The sequence below is a fragment of the Nonomuraea sp. C10 genome, from assembly GCF_008017515.1.
In the GTDB taxonomy this organism is placed as follows: Bacteria; Actinomycetota; Actinomycetes; order Streptosporangiales; family Streptosporangiaceae; genus Nonomuraea; species Nonomuraea ferruginea.
The window spans coordinates 4278497-4299460 of record NZ_VPFF01000001.1 but is presented as its reverse complement, the minus strand read 5'-3'; the positions used below and the strand labels follow the sequence as shown (position 1 = coordinate 4299460).

Below are 20964 nucleotides of genomic sequence, written 5' to 3'. Positions count from 1 at the left end.
GGCCAGTTCACCAGCTTGGAGACCGTCGCGGCGCAGCCGAAGCGGGGCCGGGCGGGCTCGCCAGGGCCACGGCCCTGGCCGTCCCCTCGCCCTCTGCCCCCTGTTGTTCTTCCGCCGTAGGATCAGCGCCGGCCGAATTCAGGCAGACTTCCGCTGCGAGCACCCGCGCGACATCGGGTGGCATGCAGGTCGGCGTACTCCGCACGGGCGGCTTCGGGATAGCCGCCGTTCGTCGTTCAGGCCAGGGCGATAGAGCACCCGGTCAGAGTGTCGTCGGCAAGACCGGGCGACCTGGCACGCCGGGGTCGGCGGCGAAGAGGGAACCCGCCTCCGGCTGCTCAGTGCGGTCCACGTCCCGCGCCGAGGTGGTGATGAACAGGCGGTCCAGATTCTCGCCTCCGAAGGCGACCGAGGTGACCTTGCGCACCGGCAGGCCGACGATCGCGTCGAGGCGGCCGCCGACGTCGTAGCGGTGGACGGCTGCTCCCTGCCACAGCGCCACCCACACTCCGCCCTCGTCATCGACTGTCAGGCCGTCCGGAGCCCCAACCTCCCGGTCGATGAATACGAACGGGCGGCGCCCGCTGAGCCCGCCCTCCGGATCATAGTCGAACACGTCCACGCGCCCGGTGGCGGTGTCGGTGTAGTAGGCGAGGGAGCCGTCCGGGCTGAAGTCGAAGCCGTTGGAGATCGTCACCTCGGGCAGGACCACCCGCAGCGTCCCATCGAGTTCGGCCACGTAGAACGAGCCGCGTCCGGGACTCTCGTCGTAGGCCATGGTGCCAATATAGAAGCGGCCGTCGGGGTCGCAACCGCCCTCGTTCATCCTGATCGCGGGGTCAGTCCACGCCTCGCCGAGCGAGCGCAGCGGGGCGTCCAGGTCATCGAAGTCGGCCAGCAGCAACTCGCGTTCTGCCGCGACCACGTAGCCGCCCGACACGCGCGGCCGTACGACAGCGGCGACTTTTGCCACATGGCGGCGGCGTACGTTGCCGTCGAGGTCGAGCATCAGCACGTCGCCGGCCAGCATGTCGACCCACCGCAGTCCGCCCCACCGGCCAGACCAGACGGGCCCTTCCCCGTGCTCGGCGACGGGGTCGGTCACGGGGTACGAGGCGATGGTCATGCCGATCTCCTTGACAAGTCTCACGGGACACCTGCCGCTCATGCTGCCAGAACTGTCGTAGCCGACCACGTACCTCACCAAGCGGTGTCGCGGCGGCTCAGCCTCGTTCACCGACGCGACCGCGAAGTCCACCATGGAGATCGGAGACCTGCCCTGTGGATCGGCCAAGTGGGCAAAGGCGCGGTCGGATACGGGATGGCGGCACGGTCAGACAGCAACGAGGCTCATGAGACCCTCTCAGCGTCGGCGGTGGATCGAGTGCCGACGTCGCTGACCGGCAGTGTTCTCGAAGGCCTGGTGAGGGCAAAATGCCACTCGAAAACGGAGCGCCCGCTACCCGACGCGGGCAGCCTCGCGATAGAAGGTGAAAGACGACCCGGAAGCACCAGGTGGGGCACCACGTCTGAGGGTGCGGTGATGGCATTTTCCGCCGCGAGGCGATGGCTGGACAGGTGGGCTGACCTAGTCCCCGGCTTGGGTCGATGGCGGCGGCGGGGGCTACGCCGCTGGGTGCGGCGTGAGAGGCAGTTGCTGCTGCCGACGGTGACGGTCACCGTCGGCTGCCTGGTGGCTTGGTGGATCGCCACCGTACTGATCGGCTCACCTCAGCCGGTGCTCGCTCCCACCGGCGTGCTGTTGTCGGTGACAGCGACCGCCTACAGCACCCTGGTCCAGGCGGTCCAGCAGACCATCGCGGTGCTGGTAGGACTGGCGGCTGCAATCGGCTTCGTGCAGGTGTTCGGCACCAGCGCCGCCACCATGGCCGTCCTGGTCGCGGTCGCGCTGGTGGTCAGCAGAACCGTCGGCATACCCTGGCAGAACACGCAGGCGCCCATCACCGCCCTACTCGTGTTCGCCCTGGGCCGCGAGTACGGCATGGCGCGGCTGCTCGACATCGTCATCGGCGCCGTCGTCGGAGCCACGCTCATACTGGTGATCCCGCCCCGTCACGTGGGCCGGGCCATCAAGGACATGGCCGACCTGGCCGATATTCTCGCCGACCTTTGCTCCGAACTGGCGGAAGGCGTCAGGCAACCCTGGACCGCCCACCAGGCGCAGAAGTGGCTGGCCCGCGCCAGACGCCTGTCCGTCAGGCTGCGTTCGGCACACGAGAGCGCCGAACGAGCCAATGAGTCCCTGCGTTTCACCCTACGTCGGGCGCGAACCCGCCAGCGCCTGCGCCGCATCATGCAGGCAGTCGCGTGCCTGGAGCACGCCTGCCTTCAACTGCGCGGCGTCGCCCGTGCCCTCGCCGATCTGGCTGCGGGGGTTCGCGGCCTGCCAGGACAGCACGAGACCGGCAGTTTTCCCCAGGTCTTCGCCGACCTGTTGGATGCGGTCGGGAAGGCTTACGCCTGTTTCGAGCAACTTCTGGTCGTCCCTGGCAATGGCGAGGACCTGCTCCGCCTGCGCGCCGCCGTAGCGGAAGGCGAGCACCTCGAACGCGCTGCCCGCAGGCAACTGGCAGAGATGGATCCGCATTCACCCCTCTGGACGTTGTACGGCGCGCTGCTCGAGGACTGCGTCCAACTGCGCTATGAGGTCGATCCCGACGGCGGGCCGCATCGCGACGCGATCCTCCCACGCGCTCGTGAACAAGCAGCCTGGTTCACGTCACGTCGGCGACACTAACCTTCCGCCGTCCGGCGGCTGCAGCAGGCGCTCGGCCGCTCTTCGCCATCCATCGTCTACGAGGATCGAACACAACCTCGACGTAGTCCGTCAGGCAGAGTGGATCACCGCGTGCGGCAAGCCGTGGCTCGGGATCGTCCCATCCTGTCACACCAGCGACCAGGTCACCAGTCGTCACACCTAGCCCCCGTGGTGTCCCTCGCCGGTGGGACACCACAACCATACTGAGCGGGTCAGCCCATTTCCTCCAGCTTGCGGCCCTTGGTCTCCCTGATCCATCTGGCGACGAAGATGAACGACAGCAGCGCCATGACGGTGTACCCCGCGTAGGTGAGCGGAAGATTCCACTCCGCGAGCGCCGGGAACGAGACCGAGATCAGCCAGTTGGCGAGCCACTGGGCCGCGGCGGCGACGCCCAGGGCTGCGGCGCGGATACGGTTGGGGAACATCTCGCCGAGCAGCACCCAGACCACCACGCCCCACGACAGTGCGAAGAACAGCACGAACGTATTGGCGGAGACGAGCGCGATCAGTCCCTGCGGGTCCGGCAGCGTAACCCTGCCGCCGGTCACCCTGGCCGCGCTGAACGCCCACGCCGTGGTGGCCAGCGCGATCGTCATCCCCACCGAGCCGATCATGAGCAATGGCTTGCGGCCGATCTTGTCCACCAGCGCCATCGCGATCAGCGTGCCGATGATGTTGATGATCGAGCTTGAGAAGCTGATCAGCAAGGACTCGCTCTGGTTGATGCCGACCGACTGCCACAGTACGGTCGAGTAGTAGAAGATCACGTTGATGCCGACGAACTGCTGGAAGGCCGACAGAGTGATGCCGATCCAGACGATCGGCAGCAGCCCGAGCGCCGGGCCGCGCAGGTCCTTCATCCCCGGCACGCCTTCGGCGCGTACCACGTGCTGAATCTCCGCGATGCGCTCGTCGAGGTCCACGTCTTCACCCTCGATCTCAGTCAGCACCTCGCGCACCTGCCGGGTGCGGCCCGACATGATCAGATAGCGGGGCGATTCGGGGAGTTTCAGTGCGAGCAGCAGATACAGCAAAGCTGGGATCGCGCAGGCACCCAGCATCCACTGCCAGGCCTGCAGCGGCCCCAGGTGGTTGCTGACGTTGCCGCCGGCGATGCTGGCGATTACGTAGTTGACGAGCTGTGAGACGGCGATGCCGAGCACGATGGCCAGCTGCTGGAACGAGCCCAGCCGGCCGCGGTAGGCGGGCGGCGCCACCTCGGCGATGTAGGCGGGCGCGAGCATCGACGCCATGCCGATCGCGAAGCCTGCGATCACCCGCCAGAAGCCGAGATCCCAGACCGTGAACGGCAGCATCTGCCCGATCGAGCTGATCATGAACAGCAGCGCCGCCACCTGCATGGACCTCGTACGCCCCAGTTGGTCGGCCAGCCTTCCGCCCGTCCAGGCGCCCGCGGCCGAGCCCAGCAGCGCGATCGCCACCACGACCCCGGTCTCGACCGGTCCCACCCGGAAGTGGTTCTGGATACCGACGACCGCGCCGTTGATGACGGCACTGTCGTACCCGAACAGAAATCCGCCGACGGCCGCGGCCGCCGCGATGAACACGACATGTCCCAAGCGCTCTTGACCGGCTCGGTTAAAGATCATGAAAGTTCCCCTTGATGGGGCATACCCATCAAGTCACGCTCAGTAGCAGACTTGGGGAGTTCCGCTACGTGGTGAGGTCGATGACGACCTTGATGTCGTCCCCAGGCTCGAGAGCCTCAAGTGCGCGGTCCAGCGGCACCCGCCGGGTGATCATCCGTTCGAGCCACCCACGATCGGCCTCGGCCAAGAAGGTGGCCGCGGCCCTGAAGTGGCGCAGGTTCGCGTTCACGCTGCCGAAGACCACGTCGTTCTCCAGCACGATCTCCCGGTTGATCATTCCGGGGTCCACCCGATGCTCGCGCCCCCCGGGCGCGAGCCCGCACAAGCACAGAGTGCCCGCCGCAGCAGTCATCGTCATGGCTTCGATGACGAGCCTCCCCGCACCGGTGCACTCGATGATGACGTCGGGTTTGTGCTGGTGGAAATCCACTAGGGACGTGCCCGAGTGGTAGGTGCCGCCCAGGTCGGAGACCATTCTCGACTTGAGCCCTCCTTCAGGAGCCCGGTCCAGCACGTGCAGCTCGAGCCCTCGCTGTCGCCCCAAGAACGCGGCCAGCAGCCCGATCGGCCCCGCTCCCGTCACCAGCAGCATGTGCGGCTCGAACCAGGCCCGCGTGCCGATCCGGTCGATCTGCTCCCACGCCTTGGCGACCACGGACATGGGCTCGGTCAGCATGCCGACGCTCTCCAGCGACGGATCCAGGCGCGCGACGTGCGCGGCCTCGACCGTCCAGCGCTCGCTTCCGTACCCGTCGAGCTCCTTGATGCCGCGCTCGGTGTAGCGGCCGTTTCGGCACATGTCGAACTCGCCACGCAGGCATGCCCCGCACGGAACCGGATCGGGGCGGCGTACGACACCCGCCACCAGGTCGCCAGGCGAGAATGCGGAGCCCGCTGGCGCCTCCAACACCCGGCCGAGCGACTCGTGCCCCATGACCATCCGGTCCTTGCCTGGCGGCGGCCAGCCGTACACGGCGGCGGCCAGCTCCCTGTCCGTCCCGCAGATGCCCAGGGCCAGCCCTTGGACAAGCAACTCCCCCGTGCCCGGGTAGGGGCCGGGCACCTCCTGCACCTCCAGCGTCCCCTTCTTGCCTGGCGCAAATGTCAGCGCACGCATCTGCAACACCCCCGGGACTGGTCCCTACCCCGGACGTTCAGGAGAATACGTGTCGTACCCGCAAGTGGGACACCCACGCAGGATCGATCAGCTGGCCAGCCCCAAGGTTAGCGTCCACGGCAGTGGTGCACAGGTTTGAACCCATCCGTCACCTTGACGCCCGTTCGGGAAGATCGATGTGACATGAGGACGGTCACTCCGCGATCCTTCGCAGCTGTCGAAGGCATAGGCGATCTCCAAGCACCTCAAGGTGCTCGAACGCGCCGGGCTCGTCTCCCGGAGCCGGGATGCGCAACGGCGGCCCTGCCGGCTCCAGGCGGGTCCGCTCAAGGCCGCCACCGACTGGCTGGAGGGCTATAGCCGGTTCTGGGAGGACCGCTACCAGAACCTCGACGAACTGCTGGACGAACTCAAAGGTGAAGAGGCCAACGATGGGTGAGATCGCCGACCGTTACCGGCGGCGCGCGGACGCCTTCGACCGCAAGGTCGCGACCGTACGCCCTGATCAATGGAACAACCCATCCCCGTGCGAGAAGTGGACCGCCCGGGATGTGGTGCGGCACATCATCGACATGCACGGCGTGATACTGCGCCAGCTTGACCGCATGCCCAGCGCCGCGCCGTCCGTGGACGAGGATCCGGTCGCCGCGTTCCGTTCCGCGCGGGCCGACGTCGAGGCGATCCTGGACGACCCTTCGCTGGCGAGCGTTGAGTGTGAGACGCCCACCGGCAGCATGACGGCCGAGGAGCACATCGACAAGGTCCCGAGCGCCGATCTTCCGCTGCACGGATGGGACCTCGCCCGAGCCACCGGCCAGGACGACACGATGGACCCCGCCGATGTGGAATACCACTGGTCGGCCATCACCGCGCTGCCGGCGGACCTCCTGGAGAAGTACCGCACGCCCGGCGCGTTCGGTCCGGGCGTGGAGGTGTTCGGCCCGGAGGTGCGGATCGAGGAGGACGCCCCGCCGCAGGACCGGCTGCTCGCCCTCATCGGCCGCGATCCGCGGTGGTCCGCATGACGGCTGGGGTCACCGTTCTGACGCCGTCCGACCGGGCTGTGGTGATGCTGCGGGTCTTCAGCGCCCCTCGCCATCTGGTCTTCGACGCCTGGACCCAACCCTCGCTGCTGGTCAAGTGGTACGGCGCGCACGGCTGGAACCTGGTCGTGGCCGAGGTCGATCTCCGTCTCGGCGGCGAGTGGCGCTTCGTCTGGGATGGGCCGGACGGCGCCTCGATGTCCTCCGGCGGGGTCTACCGGGAGATCGATCCGCCCGCCCGCCTCGCTTACACGGAGTCCTTCGACGACCACTGGTATCCGGGCGAGTCTCTGGTCAGCCACGACTTCACCGAACAGGACGACAGGACGACGCTGACCACCACCATGCTGTTCGATTCGCAGCACACCCGCGATCTCGTCGTCTCCTCCCCCATGGCCCGCGGTGTGGCCGAGGGCTTCGACCGACTTGATGCAGTGCTGTCCCCAAGACGTACATCCTGATGCAAGCCGGCGACCAGTCCACCAGGTCATTCGGACTCGGCACCAGCCCGACATGATCACGTGGCGGCTGTCCTGGGTCACGCCGCCACACCCACGATCACGATCTCCGGCTGCCGTACTAGCCTGCCCGGCTGAAGGCGGCGAGCAAACCGGTGAAGGCGCCCGCCGCCTCTGGACTCAACTGCCGGCTGTTTCAGGCCGGTCCGTCTCGTAAACGTCCAGGACACCGTCCTGGTCGAGGTCGGCGGTCTCGATCTCGTGGATGCGCCGGTAGGCGCGGTTACGCAACCGCAAAACCACTGTCGCCAGCAATGCCGCGGTCACTGAACCGGCCAGCACCGCCACCTTGACGTGCGCGTCGTCACCCATACCGAAGGCCAGTTCGCCGATCAGCAGGGAGACGGTGAACCCGATCCCGGCCAGCATCGACAAGCCCAGCATGTCGACCCAGGACAGGTTCTCGTCCAGGTCGGCGTGGGTGAAGCGGGCCATGAGCCAGGTCGCCGTCATGATGCCGATCGGCTTGCCTACGATCAGGCCCACCACGATCCCCAGCACCACCGGGTCGCGGAAGGCGCTCATCAGGCCGTCCACTCCGCCGAGGGTCACTCCCGCGGACAGGAACGCGAACACGGGCACGGCCACCCCGGCCGAGAGGGGACGGAACCGGTGCTCGAAGTGCTCGGCCAGGCCGGGGCCGGCGTCCGGGCCGCCGGACTTGGGGCTGCGCAGGACGGGTACGGCGAAGCCGAGCAGGACGCCGGCGACGGTGGCGTGCACGCCCGAGGCGTGCACCAGAGCCCACGTGATGGCGGCCAGCGGAAGCAGCAGCCGCCAGGAGCGCACGCGGCGCTGCACCAGCACGGTGAAGAGCGCCAGCGCCGCCAGCAGTCGCCAGGCAACGGCGCGTTGGAACCGTGGAAGAAGACCTTAATGAGGTTCATGCCGACGAGCAGCCCGGCCACGAAGCTCGGTGCGCTCATGCCGCGGCGGCCGTCTTCCGCGCGTCCGCCGGCCCTGGCCTGCTGGTGGAGCCAAACGACAGCATCCTGTCGCCGAGCCGGTTGTTAAGGTCCTGGATGAGCGAGACCACGACCCGGACGGTCAGCTCCGGGTATGGAATCGCGATGTCACCGATCTAGCGGAGGATGTCCGTCAGCAGCGGTGCGACCCGGTCCGCGATACCGGGTCGCAGCTCGGCCGGACGACGGTGTTGTCTTCGGCCTGCCCCACCCGCAGCAGCACGACGAGCAGGTCACCACGCTGGTCCTTCCAACGGCCCAGAAAGCCGAAGAACCGCCGCGGCTCCGGCGGCCCTGGATCTCTGACCGCTCACCGCCGCATACCCCTACACCGCCCTGCGATTCGGCCACGCTCACGACGGGCAGTTGCCCGCGCTTCCCGTTCCAGAGCACTTCCAGCCATTCCTGAAGAGCTGGGCCGATGCGAGGTCGACCTTAGCGTCTTGCCCGACCAGCCTGAGCGTTCTCGCTGTCACTGAGTGCTACGGGCCATGTCGGATTCGTGCACGGTGCCGATGGCAAGCCAGGTGCGAGGCCCGAGTCCTTCTTGAAGGAATCTTCAAATGGGGCTACAACCCGATGGTCAGCTTTATGGCAGGCACATATTGCCGCCTTGGACTCAGGCGGTGGCGGGCTGCTGTATTCGTTGCTGGGCACCTCATGCGAGGAGGGGTGGGGAACGATGGTGGCGAGAGCGTTGATCAGGTTGTGATGCGGTTGCGTCCGGGTCATGATCCAGTTTTGGGTTTGCGCAGTAATATCCAAAATGATCAGATTTCATCTGAAATCACTGCTGTCGCAGCGCCGATCGCCTTCTCGTCGCGAATGGGGGCTCCTGTGCGGTTCGCCATCTTGGGCCGGCTCCAGGTCGACCGCGGGGGAGGGACGGTTGAGATCACCCGTACCAGGCGTCCGCTGCTGGTCACGCTGTTGCTGGCCGGCTCCGACGGAGTTAGCGCCGAGACACTCATGCAGGCGGTCTGGGGCGACACCTACGGCCGGGAAAACTCGCTGAAAACCGCCTTGTCACAGCTTCGCCGGCTACTTCCAGGGCGCATTCCGTCAGCGCGTGCTCACGGATATCGCATCACGCTCCGTCCAGACGACCAATTCGACCTTGCCGAATTCCGGCGCTTGGCTGAGGAGGGCAGGACGCGGATATCAGCGGGGGATCAACCAGCCGCAGTCGCCTCGTTACGCCGGGCATTGGAATGGTGGGGCGATCCCCCGCTGGCCGACGTGCCCGAGGACCCCATTCGATTGGCGACCTGGCGGCAAGAACTGCTGTGGGAGCGCAAGGTCGCGCAGCAGGATCTCCTGAAGGCCCGATTGAACACGGGCGAGCACCATAAGCTCCTCGGCGATCTCCGCCGGGAGCTGGCCGACGATCCGCTGTCGGAGATACTCAACGCGTTGCTGATGACCGCTCTGTACCGGGCGGGCTATCGGGTGGAGGCGCTGCGGCACTACGACACCCTCGCGACGCTGCTGGCCCAGGACACCGGCGCGGACCCCGGGTCGAAGCTGCGCCGGTTACGCGACGAGATCGCCGCGGACACCCTCGGTCCTCGGATCCTGGACGACGACGAACCGGCCGCCCCCACCATCGCCTGGGGAGCCGCGGGACTACCTCCGGCTCAGCTTCCACCGGCCGTGAGCGATTTCACCGGCCGTACGGCGGAGGTGGAAGAGTTGTCGCGCTATCTGCGTAATGAGGGGGAGTCCGGCCGTGTGCTCATCGCCGCCATCAGCGGCTCCCCTGGAGTGGGCAAGTCGGCGCTGGCACACCAGGTGGCGCACCTGCTACGGTCGCGCTTCCCGGACGGCCAGATCTACGTGCACCTGGCCGGCATGTCCGACCGGCCAAGAGAGATCGCCGACGTGCTGGGGGAGGTCCTGGCCGCGCTAGGAGTCGAGCTCGCCAGCGTGCCAGCCACCGTCGCCGGGCGCACCGCGCTGTATCGCTCGGTCCTGTCGGGGCGCCGGGTCCTGGTGGTACTCGACGATGTGTCCGGCATGCATCAGGTGCATCCGCTGCTGCCCGGCACGCCGGGATGCGCGGTGATGGTGACCAGCCGTGTGCACCTGGTCGGCGGGGCCGGTATGCGGACCGTGCGGCTGGAACCGCTGTCGCCGGCCGAATCGTTGAGCCTGCTGGGGGAGATCATCGGCGCCGCGCGCATCCAGTCCGACACCACCGCGGCCGCCGACATCGTCCACGCTTGTGACGGGCTCCCCTTGGCGGTGCGGATTGCCGGTGCCCGGCTATCGGGACAGCCGCAGTGGCCGCTGGCGACGTTCGCCACGCGGTTGCGCAAGCGGCTGCTGAGCATGCTGCGGGCCGATGGCATGACGGTCGAGGCCGGCATGGCCGACAGTTATGAGTCGCTGCCGGATCTCGCGGCGCGGGTCTTCCGCCTGGCCTCCCTGCTGCGGCCGGGCGGATTCGCCGGCTGGGAGGTGGCCATGCTGGCAGGCGGAGATGCCGACGATGTCGAGGACGTGCTGGAAAGCCTGGTCCGGCACAGCCTGCTGTCCACGATCGGGGTGGATTCGCTCGGCCAGCCTCGATATCGGCAGCACGATCTGCTGCGTGTCTTCGCCGCCGCGCGTCTGGCCGAGCGTCCCAACGAGCGCGACCGGGCCATTCACCGGCTGACGCTGGGCTGGCTGGAGCTCGCGGGCCTGGCCGACGAGCAGATCGCCCCGGAGCCGCATGACCCGCCGGTCGTGGCGCTGGAGATGTCGACGTTCGCCCCGTCGAACGTCCGTCAGCTGATTGTGGACGACGTCGACGGCTGGCTGGCGACCGAGGCGGCGAATCTCCTGTACGTAGTGCGCATCGCTTGCGAACAAAGGCTGTCGAGCCTGGCCATGGGGCTCGCATTGCGCGTGACGTCCTATCTGTACCGAGAAAGCCGCCACCGCGACGCCGAGGACATGTGGCGGCGCCTGCTGCAGATGCTCTCCCCCTCCGACGTACGGCTGGCCGCGGAGGCGCGTCATCGCCTGGCCACGCTGATCATGCGTCATGCGGGCGGAGCGCAGCGCGCGATGCCGCTGCTCAACGAGTGTGTGGCCGCGCGGGAAAGCAGTAAGGATGCTCTTGGACTGGCACGATCGCTCGCGTTGCGAGCAGTGTGTCGTCGTCAACTCGCCGCCGCGGCGCCGGTCGCCTCTGATCGCGACGCTTTGCTGTTCGAGGCCGAGACGGATGCCCATCGGGGGTTGCGGATCGCCCACGACATCGCTAACCAGTACGCTGAGCTGTTGTGCCTGCGTGCCATGGCCACCGTGGTTAGCGCCCACGGTGACCACGAGCGCGCGCTCGTCCTGGGCCGTGAGGCGGTGGCAGTGGGCGGCCAACTCGCCAGGAAACCGCAGGATCGGTCCTACCTGCGGTGGGCTCTGCAGACGCTGGCGGCGTTGATGCTGAACGCCGGCTGTGCGGAGCCCGCGCTCAGGCTGAGTGACCAGGCACGCGAGCTGAGCGTGGAGATTCGGCACCGCGCCGGGCAGGCGCACGCGCAGGAACTGGCCGGTGACGCGCTGGCCGCGCTGGACCGCCGGCAGGAGGCCGACGAGCGCTACCAGGATGCGGCCGCGGTGTTCGAAGCGGATGGGGGAGCAGAGGAAGCCATGCGGTGCCGTGCCAAGCTGGCCGGATAGCCGCCACGACGCGGCACCGGGAGTCAGCCCGAGTCGCAGAACCGGTGGCGGCCCCGTCCTGGACGGCCGACACGTGCGCCGCCTTGGCCGCGGGGCCGCGAACCGGGTTCACTGAAGGCGCGCATCCTCTCGACCCCGGACGGCAGGAACGTGACGACCGGCGATTGGCCCGTGGCCGCGCCGACGGGACCACCCAGAAGATCACGGTGAGGTCTGCGGTGACGAGCTGCAGGAAGCAGTCTTTTCCCTCGGGTTCGGTCTCTACGTCACGAGGGGAAGCGCGGAACCCGGCTCCCCCGGAACCACAGATAAGCACCCAAGCCACTCAGCTTCGGCGATGCGATCACATTGCCTACCGCGCCAGGTCGACCGGAGGCTCACTGAGAGCATCGCGAACGGGTACAGCCCCGTTACCGGGGATAGTGACTCATTGGCCTACAGGGTCGAAGTCGATCATCGAGGGTGCTTCGGAGTCGGTCAGAGCGGCGCAAGCCACGGCGAGCGAGTCGGTGGCCGGGTCCCGGGTGGTCACGCAGGCCGCCGTCGAGGTGTACGGTGTGCCGTCGGATGTGGACGTGGCCTTCGACAGGCGTTGGCGCTCCTGGCCACTGGCCTCAAAACCGTAGCGGCTACAAGCGGCAACGACGCAGCGGGCAAGAACGACCCGGGGTGGGGTGGCGTCCGCGAGCGGTTGCAAAGTGAATGAGCGTGAGTTCGTACAACAGAAGTCGCGACCGGGGCGTGCCCGGTTTGCGTTAGGCCTCGTTGAGGCCGTGTTCCGGGTCGCGACCATCAAGCACGTTCACCGCGCGGATGAACTCCGGATCATCCCACATCGCCATGTCCGGGGCGTCCGGGTGGGAGTCGATCCACGCGTTCATTAGCTTGTTGAACGCGCGCTGGCGGGCGAGCTGCTCCGGGCCGGGACGCATCGGCTCGGGCCGGCGATCGTGCTCCACAGCGCTGATGCTAGCTGTCGGCAGGCGAAACAGGGGTGGTTCCTCGGTGTTCTCGCGCACTGCCTGCGTTGACCTTCAGCGACATCTGCACGAACCGCAGGATGTTATCACGGGTGCGACCGCCGGACCCATCCCACCGATCGTCTCGCAGGTCGCTGCCGCGCCAAGTCGGCCTGGTAGCCGCCACGACGCGGCACCGGGAATCAGCCCGGGTTGGAGCCCCGTGGCTGGCCCATCCCGGCCGGCCGACCGTGCGCCGCCTTGGTCGCGGTGCCGCGAACCGGGTTCTCGCCGAGGCTCGTGCCCGCCACGGCAGAGATCTTTTGCTGGCGCAAAACATCTTGTCCGTGGCCGGCACCACCCGGTTGCGGCCCTCGCGCCCGGCGGCGCTGTGTCTGCCTTGCCGGGACGGGTCCACCACACGGTCCGCTAGCCCCGGTAGCCGATCAGATCCGCCACGCCCCGTCCGGGGCGTTGGCCGAGGAAGGGCCTCGCTCATGGACATCCAGGTCAGCATCACCGGCAGGATCGCGTTCCCGCCCCGTTTCTTCCCCGCCAAGGGTGACTCGCCCGCCATGTGGTCGGCCAAGCTGGAGGTCAACGGGCCTCCCACGCCGGGCCGCGACGGCGCCCCGTATGTGCCGACCCGGCAGGTCGAGGTGGTCACCTACGGGGTCGCGGCCATCCGCGCCGGAGAGTCCTACCGCCAGGGCCACCTGCTGGTGGTTCAAGGGTGCGACCTGGTCGCCCGGAGCTTCGAGTCCAGGGACCGCGCCGGGCACAAGACCGTCCGCAGCATCATCAAGATCACCGCTACCGCGATAGGGCTGTGCTCGCGCTACAGCATGGTTAGCGAAAGCACCAGCCCTTCGCAGATCAGCGCCGCCTCCCCGCGCATGGTCCAGGGTGCATCCGCCGCCGACGAGGCCCAGCCCGCCGCCGCGGCCTGACGCCACCCCGAGCCGAAGAGGCGCCGGCATCCCTCCCGCCGGCGTCTCTTCGTTCCTCCCGCCGCCCGCTCTGCCGGGTCCTCCGCGCTCTCGCCTGCGCGGAAGGGGCGGGCGGCGGGAGCCCCCTCTTCACTTCATTCCGATGGGAGTCACTGCTCCATGTCCATCACCACCGAAGCCCTCGAGCCATCCAGCTCTTATCTCGAGACTTTCGAACCCGTCCCGCCGGTGGACGTCGAACCCGACGCCGACCTGGAACTGCCCGAGGACTTCCGCCTGGCGCGGATCCCGGTGCGCCAGCTCGGCCACTTCCCCGACAACGTGCGGGAGAACTACCACCTCACCCAGGAGTTCTGCGCCTCTCTCAAGGCCCAGCTGCAGGTCCCGGTGACGGTCATCCCCATACCGGACGATCACCAGCGCGGCGAAGGAGAAGAGGAGCACCGCTGGTGGGTGGTCAAGGGCAACCGCCGCCTGGCAGGCGCCATCACGATCAACCTGCCCAAGCTGCTGTGCCTGATCGACCTGACCAAGGCCGAGGACAAGGCGAGCCTGTTGGTTGACCAGGTGGTAGAGAACGACGACGACTTCCGCCTCGGACTCACACCCTTCGAGCAGTCCCGCGCCCTGTTCATGGCCCACCAGCTGGGCGCCACCCGGACCGAGATCCGCAAGCGCACCGGCCGCAGCCGCGAGGAGGTCGCCCAGGCGATCGCCGCAGGCAAGCTGTCGGAGCCGACCCGCCGCACCGCGCAGGCCATGCAGTACGCCTGGACGCTGGACGAGCTCGCAATGTTGGACGAGTTCGACGGCGACCAGGAGGCGCTGGCCCAGATCGATTCGTTCATCTCCAGCTGGGGGTACACCGGCCGGCACGCCATCGAGCGGGTGCGCACGGACCGGCAGGAGGCGGCCGCGCACGCCCGAGCGGTGGCCGACCTGGCGGACGCGGGCGTCCCGGTGACCGAGGACGAACCCGCCGGCGCCGTCCGGCTCGCCCGGCTCGCTGGCCGGGTAGAAGGGTTCGACCCCGAGCAGCACGGCGATTGCCCGGGCCGCGGCGCGTTCTTCTACAGCTGGCGCCAGGGGCAGCCCGAGCTGTACTGCAGCACCCCCGAGCGGCACGGCTACACCCCGCCGCCGGCCATCACGCTCCCGCAGTCCGCTACGACCGAGCCGGACGGCCCTTCTCGCAAGGTCGTCGTGGAAGGCAACCGGGCGTGGATGGCGGCCGCCACGGTCCGCCAGGAGTGGCTGGCCACCCTTCTGGCCCGCAAGAGCGCGCCCAAGCCGGTCGTCCGCTTCATCACCCGGACCCTCAACGACATGCCGGCGCCGGTACGCGACAAGCTCGGTACGGCCTCGCTGTCCAGGCTGTATGGCAAGCTCGGCGGTCCCGCGGACCTGGAGGCGGCGCTGGCCACCGCTGCTTCCGGCCGGTTGACGATGCTGCAGCTGCTGCCGATCGCGGTGGCGTGGGAGTACCAGATGAGCGAGGCCTCCGCCGAGTGCAAGAACACCTGGCGGCCCGGTCGTCACAGCCCGTGCTCCACCGAAGACGCCGCGACCTGGCTGCGCTTCCTGGTGCACGAGCTGGGGCCGGAGCTGGGGGACAAGGCGTACGCGCCCGCGCCCATCGAGCAGGCCCTGATCGACGGCACCCCCTACCTCGGCGACACGCCCCCCGACACCGCTCCGGATCTCCCCAGCCGGGAAGACGACGACCCGCAAGAGGAAGAAGGCGTGTCTCTCGCTCCGGACGATGCGCCCTCACCCGAGCGCGACCGTGCCACCAGCGCTGACGTTCCCGAGCACCCTACCGCCCGCGCTGAGCTCAGCGCTTGCGAGGCAGCCGATGGCGAGGACGACGTCAACGCCGACGACAGTCTCCAAGCAGCCTGACAACGACCGGCGGCCGCTCTCGCTTGCCCGTTTCCGGCCGAGCTTCGCTTTTCCCGTCCACGACCCAGGAAGGTCCCTCACATGACCTGTACCGACACGGAGGCTCGGTAACCCATGGCCAGCCGTGGTTTCGTCGGCTTCGTCGCCGACCAGACCGAGAAGATCGCCTACAACCACTACGACTCCGCGCCGGACGGAGTCGGCCTGATCGTGCTGGGGTGGCTGCGCACCGCTTCGAAAGCTCCGGACGTGTTGCGCGAGCGCGTCGTCGCGCTGCAGGTGGTCACCTCCGGCCGGCCCAACAAGGATGACATCGAGCGGTACGGCAAGTACGCCGACCCGTACGTCTCGTCCCACGTGATCACCTGGGTGGAACTGCTCTGGAAGACCCAGGGCGACCCCGAGGCGATGCTGCGAGCAGGCGTCATCGACGACGCCTCGTCCTACCCCGTGGCCTACTCCGAGTGCGAGTGGGGCTACATCGTCGACCTCGATACCCAGGTCTTCGAGGTGTACCGGGGCCGGAAGGTAGCCCCGCACAACCGCGGCCGCTTCGCCACCCGGCCGCACCCCGACGATCACTATCCGGCGGCCCTGGTCACGGGGTGGCGGTTCGACCAGTTGCCGAGCGATGAGGAGTTCCTCACCGGCCTGTAATCCCGCCCCCTCTTTCCACTTCATCTGGTCCCGGCCGCCGGTTCAGGCGGCCGGGACTTTTCCCTTTCCACCCACCTCCACGAATGGGGCGACCCCTGTGAGTTCCGCATCCGCACCTACGCTGACCACCCGTAACGCGGGACTGGAAGACCTTGTCGACCTGCTGCGCCATCAGCAGGCGCACAAGGTCGACGTCGTGGCACACAGCCGGCAGATCCGCGCCGAAGGCACCCGCCTGCGCATCAGTACGGCACCGTTGCTGTCGGAGCGCGGCGTCACCACCACCGCCGGGCTCTACACGCCGACCAGCGTGTGCGACCAGGGCCTCGCAAGCAAACTCGGCATCCCGCTGCCGTACCTGCGCCGCCTGCGCGAGCACAAGCCCGACCTGTACGACGCGAACGTCAACGGCTGGCTGGCCGACGCCGACAGGCGCTTCCTCGTACGCGGCCTGAACGGCAACGGCGGGCACGGCGTCGCGCGGGCGTTCCTGTCCGACAGCTACCGCATCATCGACAACCTCGACGTCCTCATGGCGGCCCTGGACGGGGTGCGCTTGAGCGGCGTGCAGGTCCAGATCGACGGCTGCGACCTGACCGAACGGCGCATGTACGTCCGCGTCGTCTGCGAGCAGATCCGCGCCCTGGCACCGGACCTGCTGCGCGACTACCGAAGCCCGTTCACCGGCGAGCGCGGCGCCGACAACCCGGTCGTGTTCGCCGGGTTCGTCATCACCAACAGCGAGGTCGGCGAAGGCGCGTTCACCATCGTGCCCCGCCTGCTGGTCCAGGTCTGCCGCAACGGCATGACCATCAACGCCGACGCCGCCCGGCACGTCCACCTCGGCGGCCGCCTGGACGAGGGCGTGGTGCGCTGGAGCGCCGACACTCAGGACAAGAACCTGGCCCTGATCACCGCCCAGACCCGCGACGCGATCACCACCTTCCTCGACCTCGACTACGTCCGCGCCAAGCTCGATCAGATGGCACGGCTGGCCGGCACCCGCGTCACCGACCCCGCCGCGACGATCGAGCAGGTGGCCAAGAAGCTCTCCTACACCGAGGAGCAGCAGCGGCAGATCCTGTCCCACTTCATCCAGGGCGGCGACACCAGCGCCGGCGGCGTCATGCACGCCGTCACCAGCGTCGCCCGCACCCTGCCGGACGCCGACGCGGCGCACGAGATGGAAGGCCACGCGGCGCGCGTGCTGCACCTGGCCGCCGGCCTCTGAACCCTCTGTCTCCGCGGCCTCCGGTCCGTCTTCCCTCCGGGACCGGGGGCCGCGGTTCCCCTTTCCGTCTATTCGTACCTATCCGAGTTGGGAGGCACTGTGGTGTGCCTGTCTGACCTGCCCGGCCCGCGCCCGCTTCTGGTGCCTCGCGCCCACGCGCTCATCTCCGACGCCCAAGCGATCGAGGACATCTACCGCACGCTGCTGGCCGCCTACGGCAACTGGGGACCGGACACCCTCGCCACCATCAGCGCCATCATCGCCGCGACCGGCCGCAGCATCGTCGACGTCGAAGCCATCACCGCCGACATGATCGAGGACGCCGTCACCGGCTGGCCGATCGCCCGCATCCAGGCCAACCAGATCACCGGCTACGTCCGCCAGACCCTGGACGGCGGCATCCTGGTCGAGCTCTACACCCGCGACCGGCGGGCCGACCGTCACCTGCGCGTCACCGTCGACGGGCAACTCCTGCACGGCCCCGCGCTGACCCAGGCCTGCGACGCCGACCGTTCGACCACGACCTCCACCACGCCCGCGCAGCCGGGGGAGGAGACGGGGCAACAGCGATGAGCGCGGACACCCCGATCCGCCCCGGCATGACCGCGCCCGGCGAGCTCGTCTACGAACACGATCCCGACGGACCGCAGCATGCCATCGCCACCGGCAACGGCCGCTACTACAGCGACCCGGCCACCGGCGCGCTACTGATTTCGGTCACCAACGTGCTGGCCACCATGGCCAAGCACGCGCTCGCGCCGGCGGCCGCCAAGCACACCGCCGAGTGGTTCGCCGAGCACCTGCCGGCCGCGCTGCGTGCCGCCGCCGACCCCGACGAGCTGGCCGAGTTCGTCAAGCAGGCCAAGGCCGCCTACCAGGCCGAGTGGGAGCGGCGGATGCGGCTGGGCAGCCGCGTCCACCGCCAGGCCCAGGCCATCAACCTCCAGGCGCCGATCGCGCCCGACCCCGAAGCCGAACCGTTCCTCGGCGCCTACCGACAGTGGCTCACCGACTTCGGCATCGACATCGCCGCCGACGTCATCACCGCCGAATGCACCATGCTCAACCGCGACCTCGGCTACGGCGGCACCAGCGACCTGTGGGCGAACCTACGCTTTCCCACCCCCACCTCGCCGCTGGTGCCCCGATTCAAGCCCCGCGCGGTGCCGGCCGATCCGCTGCCCACCCCGTCCGGGCTGTGGCTGGTCGACATTAAGACCAGCCTCAAACACCCCGCCTCGGCGGTGTGGGACGAGTACCCGCTGCAACTCGCCGCGCTGCGCCACGCCACGGTCGCGCTGGCCTGCCCGCCTCAGTGCCGCTACGGCGCCACCGACCACCACGACGGCACGCACGAGTTCCCGGTCCCGGACTTCGCTGGCGCCGCGGTGCTCAACCTGCGCACCACCGGCTACGGATTCATCCCCCTGCCGGCCGACGACGCGGCGTTCGCGGCCTTCCGCGGGCTGCAGCCGGTCACCGCCTACCTGCACCGCATCGACCTGCGCGGTCGCAAGCCCGTCCAGCCCCCGACCGATAAGGATCTTTGATGCCGATCCACCCGAACGTGTTCGCGCGGATGCGACGCCGGCAGCGTGCTTACTGGCCCGACGGCCACATCCGCATCGGCGACAGCGTCCCGGCCAAGAACGGCGTGCACCCGATCAAGCTCAACACTTTTCGCTTCAGTTCCCCCTCCCGCGCCCTGGTCGAGGCGGCCGCCGCCCTGTACGGCGGCACCGTTGCCGAGATGACCCGAGGCCTGGACAAGTGGCAGGTCACCACCACCGCTGACGAGATCCCCGTGCTGCTGCCGCCGCACTCGGTCACCCAGTGGATGGAGTTGTGGGACGGCCCCTACTGCGAGCGGCGCTGCGACGGCGAGACCATCGAGCAGAAGTCCGGCCGGCCCTGCCTGTGCCGGGCAGAAGGGCGGCTGCGCTGCGAGGTCAAGACCCGGCTGTCGGTCCTGCTGCAGGACGTGCCCAGCCTGGGCACCTGGCTGCTGGCCAGCAAGGGCTGGAACGCCGCCGAGGAACTGCCCGACCGGGCCGCCTTCATCGAACGCGCCGGCGACTACATCGACGCCATCTTGTTCGTCACCGAAGCCCGTACGCTCAAGGGCGGCAAGCCCGTCACCTTCCCGGTGCCCCGGCTGCGCGTGGAGGGCATCTCCCCACGTCAACTGATGACCGGCACCGTGCCCGAGCGCTCAGAGCTGGCACGGCGTAACGCACCCGAACTGCCCCGCGGCAACAGCCAATCGCCCGGCACACCCGACAGCGAGGACGGCGGCGACGAACCGTCCAGCCAGACGCCGCCGGACTACCTCGCGCTGGCTTCAGCCGCCACTACCCCCGAGCGGGTACGCGCCATCTGGCACCAGGCCCTCCAAGCCGGACATCTCACCCCAGAGCTGCGCACCGTGCTCAACACCCTGGGCGCCGCGCTGACAGCCCGCCGGCACCAACCCTCGACCGTCCCCCAGGAACCTGCTGGAGACCGCCTGCCTGCCGAGGCGCCATTCGGCGAGCGATCTCCGGCCGAGAGCGGCGCCTCCCCGGAGCCTGTCCAAAAGCTCACCCCGCATGCACGGGCCGAGTGGCTGCGTCACCAGATCCTCCACCAATGGCCAGGCGGCACCACGGACCTGCACGCCGCCTTCGACGCGAGGACCGGCACCACCATGCGACGCGCCACCCTCGATCAACTGCAGGCCTTCGCCACCGATCTGCGCCGGCAACTCGCCGGCGAACAGGACCACGAGGTCGTCGACGCCGACCTCGTCGACGACCACCAGCCTCCCCATCCCGTAGCCGACCGGCCGCAGGACGACGCACCGTGAAAGGAAACACCATGACCACCGACTTCGTGCCGCAACTCCGCCACCGCCAAGCGGCCTGGCAGGGCTTCGACCGGATCACCGAGGTCCAGGCCAGCCCGGACCCCGACGTGCGCTGGTGGCAGACGGACTACCGCAGCAGGTGCGGAACGGGCTGCTGCTACGCCGGCCAGGTCGCCCTCGCCGCCGGCGGCCAGTGGCTCGTGCACATCCGCGATCGCCAGATGTCCATTGACGGCACCCCCGTCACCAAGGCCGGCAGCTGGTCGGTGCCGTACTCGATCTGGCAGTACATGCTCGCCACCGACAACGACCCCGCACACCTCGTACGGCACGTGCGCGGCAAGCGAGTCATTCACGTCAGCCACCGAGCGGCCCACCTCATCGGGATCGACCCCGACGCCGAACACCACGACGACGGTGGGCTTTTCGAGTCCGACAACACTCGCGAAGATCTGGAAAAGCTCATTACCAAGCAGGTCGGCCCCCGCCCGTAGGTGACCGTCACTCACCTCCTGACTGTCGAATGGCGGCGAGCGTACGATTGCCGACTCGTTCCACTCGTTCTTCAGCCGGTACGCGTCGTAGACGGAAGTGCCGCTCCAGGTTCTCTGGCAAAGTGGTTTTCTTTACGCGCCGCGATACGCAGGGCGGAAGCTGTCGGTACGTTGATCCCGGAATAAGCGATGCCGGTCGCCGAGAGGATTGTGTAGCGGAAG

General features: G+C 68.5%; 18 protein-coding genes. 13 read left to right on the top strand and 5 right to left on the bottom strand.

Annotated elements, in window-relative coordinates; all coding sequences use genetic code 11:
• Positions 1–262 precede the first annotated feature (262 nt).
• A complete protein-coding gene (locus FR742_RS19730; RefSeq protein ID WP_148032304.1) occupies positions 263–1126 on the bottom strand; it encodes an SMP-30/gluconolactonase/LRE family protein in 864 nt (287 codons plus the stop codon).
• 528 nt (positions 1127–1654) lie between these two features.
• Between FR742_RS19730 and FR742_RS19725 the strand changes: the two genes are divergently transcribed.
• A complete protein-coding gene (locus FR742_RS19725; RefSeq protein ID WP_187281222.1) occupies positions 1655–2758 on the top strand; it encodes an aromatic acid exporter family protein in 1104 nt (367 codons plus the stop codon).
• 233 nt (positions 2759–2991) lie between these two features.
• Here FR742_RS19725 and FR742_RS19720 read toward each other — a convergent pair whose 3' ends face one another.
• The gene (locus FR742_RS19720; protein ID WP_148032302.1) at positions 2992–4392 is read right to left on the bottom strand and encodes a sugar porter family MFS transporter; all 1401 of its coding nucleotides are present in this window, start codon (positions 4390–4392) and stop codon (positions 2992–2994) included.
• 64 nt (positions 4393–4456) lie between these two features.
• Positions 4457–5509 carry a glucose 1-dehydrogenase gene (locus tag FR742_RS19715; RefSeq protein WP_148032301.1) on the bottom strand — a complete coding sequence of 351 codons (1053 nt, stop codon included), beginning with the start codon at positions 5507–5509 and terminating at the stop codon, positions 4457–4459.
• A 250-nt stretch (positions 5510–5759) separates the two neighbouring features.
• Here FR742_RS19715 and FR742_RS19710 point away from each other — a divergent pair, with 250 nt between their 5' ends.
• The 3 genes from FR742_RS19710 to FR742_RS19700 are packed head-to-tail and all read left to right on the top strand — an operon-like array spanning position 5760 to position 7013.
• Positions 5760–5948 carry a hypothetical protein gene (locus tag FR742_RS19710; RefSeq protein WP_187281221.1) on the top strand — a complete coding sequence of 63 codons (189 nt, stop codon included), beginning with the start codon at positions 5760–5762 and terminating at the stop codon, positions 5946–5948.
• The gene (locus FR742_RS19705; protein WP_148032300.1) at positions 5941–6534 is read left to right on the top strand and encodes a TIGR03086 family metal-binding protein; all 594 of its coding nucleotides are present in this window, start codon (positions 5941–5943) and stop codon (positions 6532–6534) included. The genes FR742_RS19710 and FR742_RS19705 overlap by 8 nt, the downstream gene beginning before the upstream one ends.
• Positions 6531–7013 carry an SRPBCC family protein gene (locus FR742_RS19700; protein ID WP_187281220.1) on the top strand — a complete coding sequence of 161 codons (483 nt, stop codon included), beginning with the start codon at positions 6531–6533 and terminating at the stop codon, positions 7011–7013. The genes FR742_RS19705 and FR742_RS19700 overlap by 4 nt, the downstream gene beginning before the upstream one ends.
• Positions 7014–7190: 177 nt before the next feature.
• Here the strand turns inward: FR742_RS19700 and FR742_RS19695 are convergent, their stop codons facing one another.
• Positions 7191–7877 carry a Na+/H+ antiporter NhaA gene (locus tag FR742_RS19695; RefSeq protein WP_261808627.1) on the bottom strand — a complete coding sequence of 229 codons (687 nt, stop codon included), beginning with the start codon at positions 7875–7877 and terminating at the stop codon, positions 7191–7193.
• Positions 7878–8707: 830 nt separating this feature from the next.
• Between FR742_RS19695 and FR742_RS19690 the strand changes: the two genes are divergently transcribed.
• Positions 8708–11704 (top strand): BTAD domain-containing putative transcriptional regulator, encoded by a 2997-nt coding sequence (locus FR742_RS19690; RefSeq protein WP_187281219.1) that lies wholly within the window; start codon positions 8708–8710, stop codon positions 11702–11704.
• Between the two features lie 755 nt (positions 11705–12459).
• Here the strand turns inward: FR742_RS19690 and FR742_RS19685 are convergent.
• Complete coding sequence (locus FR742_RS19685; protein WP_148032296.1) at positions 12460–12663, bottom strand: hypothetical protein; 204 nt, start codon at positions 12661–12663, stop codon at positions 12460–12462.
• 497 nt (positions 12664–13160) lie between these two features.
• On the opposite strand from FR742_RS19685, the gene FR742_RS19680 reads away from it, so the two are divergent.
• The 8 genes from FR742_RS19680 to FR742_RS19645 all read left to right on the top strand — a co-directional run bounded on the left by FR742_RS19680 (position 13161) and on the right by FR742_RS19645 (position 20742).
• The gene (locus FR742_RS19680) at positions 13161–13613 is read left to right on the top strand and encodes a hypothetical protein (RefSeq protein WP_148032295.1); all 453 of its coding nucleotides are present in this window, start codon (positions 13161–13163) and stop codon (positions 13611–13613) included.
• A 228-nt stretch (positions 13614–13841) separates the two neighbouring features.
• Entirely contained in the window at positions 13842–15515 is a 1674-nt protein-coding gene (locus FR742_RS19675) for a hypothetical protein (RefSeq protein ID WP_148032294.1), read from the top strand.
• 114 nt (positions 15516–15629) lie between these two features.
• The gene (locus FR742_RS19670) at positions 15630–16172 is read left to right on the top strand and encodes a hypothetical protein (RefSeq protein WP_148032293.1); all 543 of its coding nucleotides are present in this window, start codon (positions 15630–15632) and stop codon (positions 16170–16172) included.
• A gap of 97 nt (positions 16173–16269) precedes the next feature.
• Positions 16270–17403 (top strand): DUF932 domain-containing protein, encoded by a 1134-nt coding sequence (locus FR742_RS19665; RefSeq protein ID WP_222708989.1) that lies wholly within the window; start codon positions 16270–16272, stop codon positions 17401–17403.
• Between the two features lie 102 nt (positions 17404–17505).
• Positions 17506–17976, top strand: a complete 471-nt coding sequence (locus FR742_RS19660) for a hypothetical protein (RefSeq protein ID WP_148032292.1) — start codon at positions 17506–17508, stop codon at positions 17974–17976.
• Positions 17973–18953: a hypothetical protein gene (locus tag FR742_RS19655; RefSeq protein ID WP_148032291.1), complete on the top strand. Its 981-nt coding sequence runs from the start codon at positions 17973–17975 to the stop codon at positions 18951–18953. The genes FR742_RS19660 and FR742_RS19655 overlap by 4 nt, the downstream gene beginning before the upstream one ends.
• The gene (locus tag FR742_RS19650; RefSeq protein WP_148032290.1) at positions 18953–20248 is read left to right on the top strand and encodes a hypothetical protein; all 1296 of its coding nucleotides are present in this window, start codon (positions 18953–18955) and stop codon (positions 20246–20248) included. Before FR742_RS19655 ends, FR742_RS19650 begins: the two co-directional genes overlap by 1 nt.
• Positions 20249–20259: 11 nt before the next feature.
• Positions 20260–20742, top strand: coding sequence for a hypothetical protein (locus FR742_RS19645; RefSeq protein WP_148032289.1), 483 nt, complete (start codon positions 20260–20262; stop codon positions 20740–20742).
• The last annotated feature ends 222 nt before the right edge of the window (positions 20743–20964 follow it).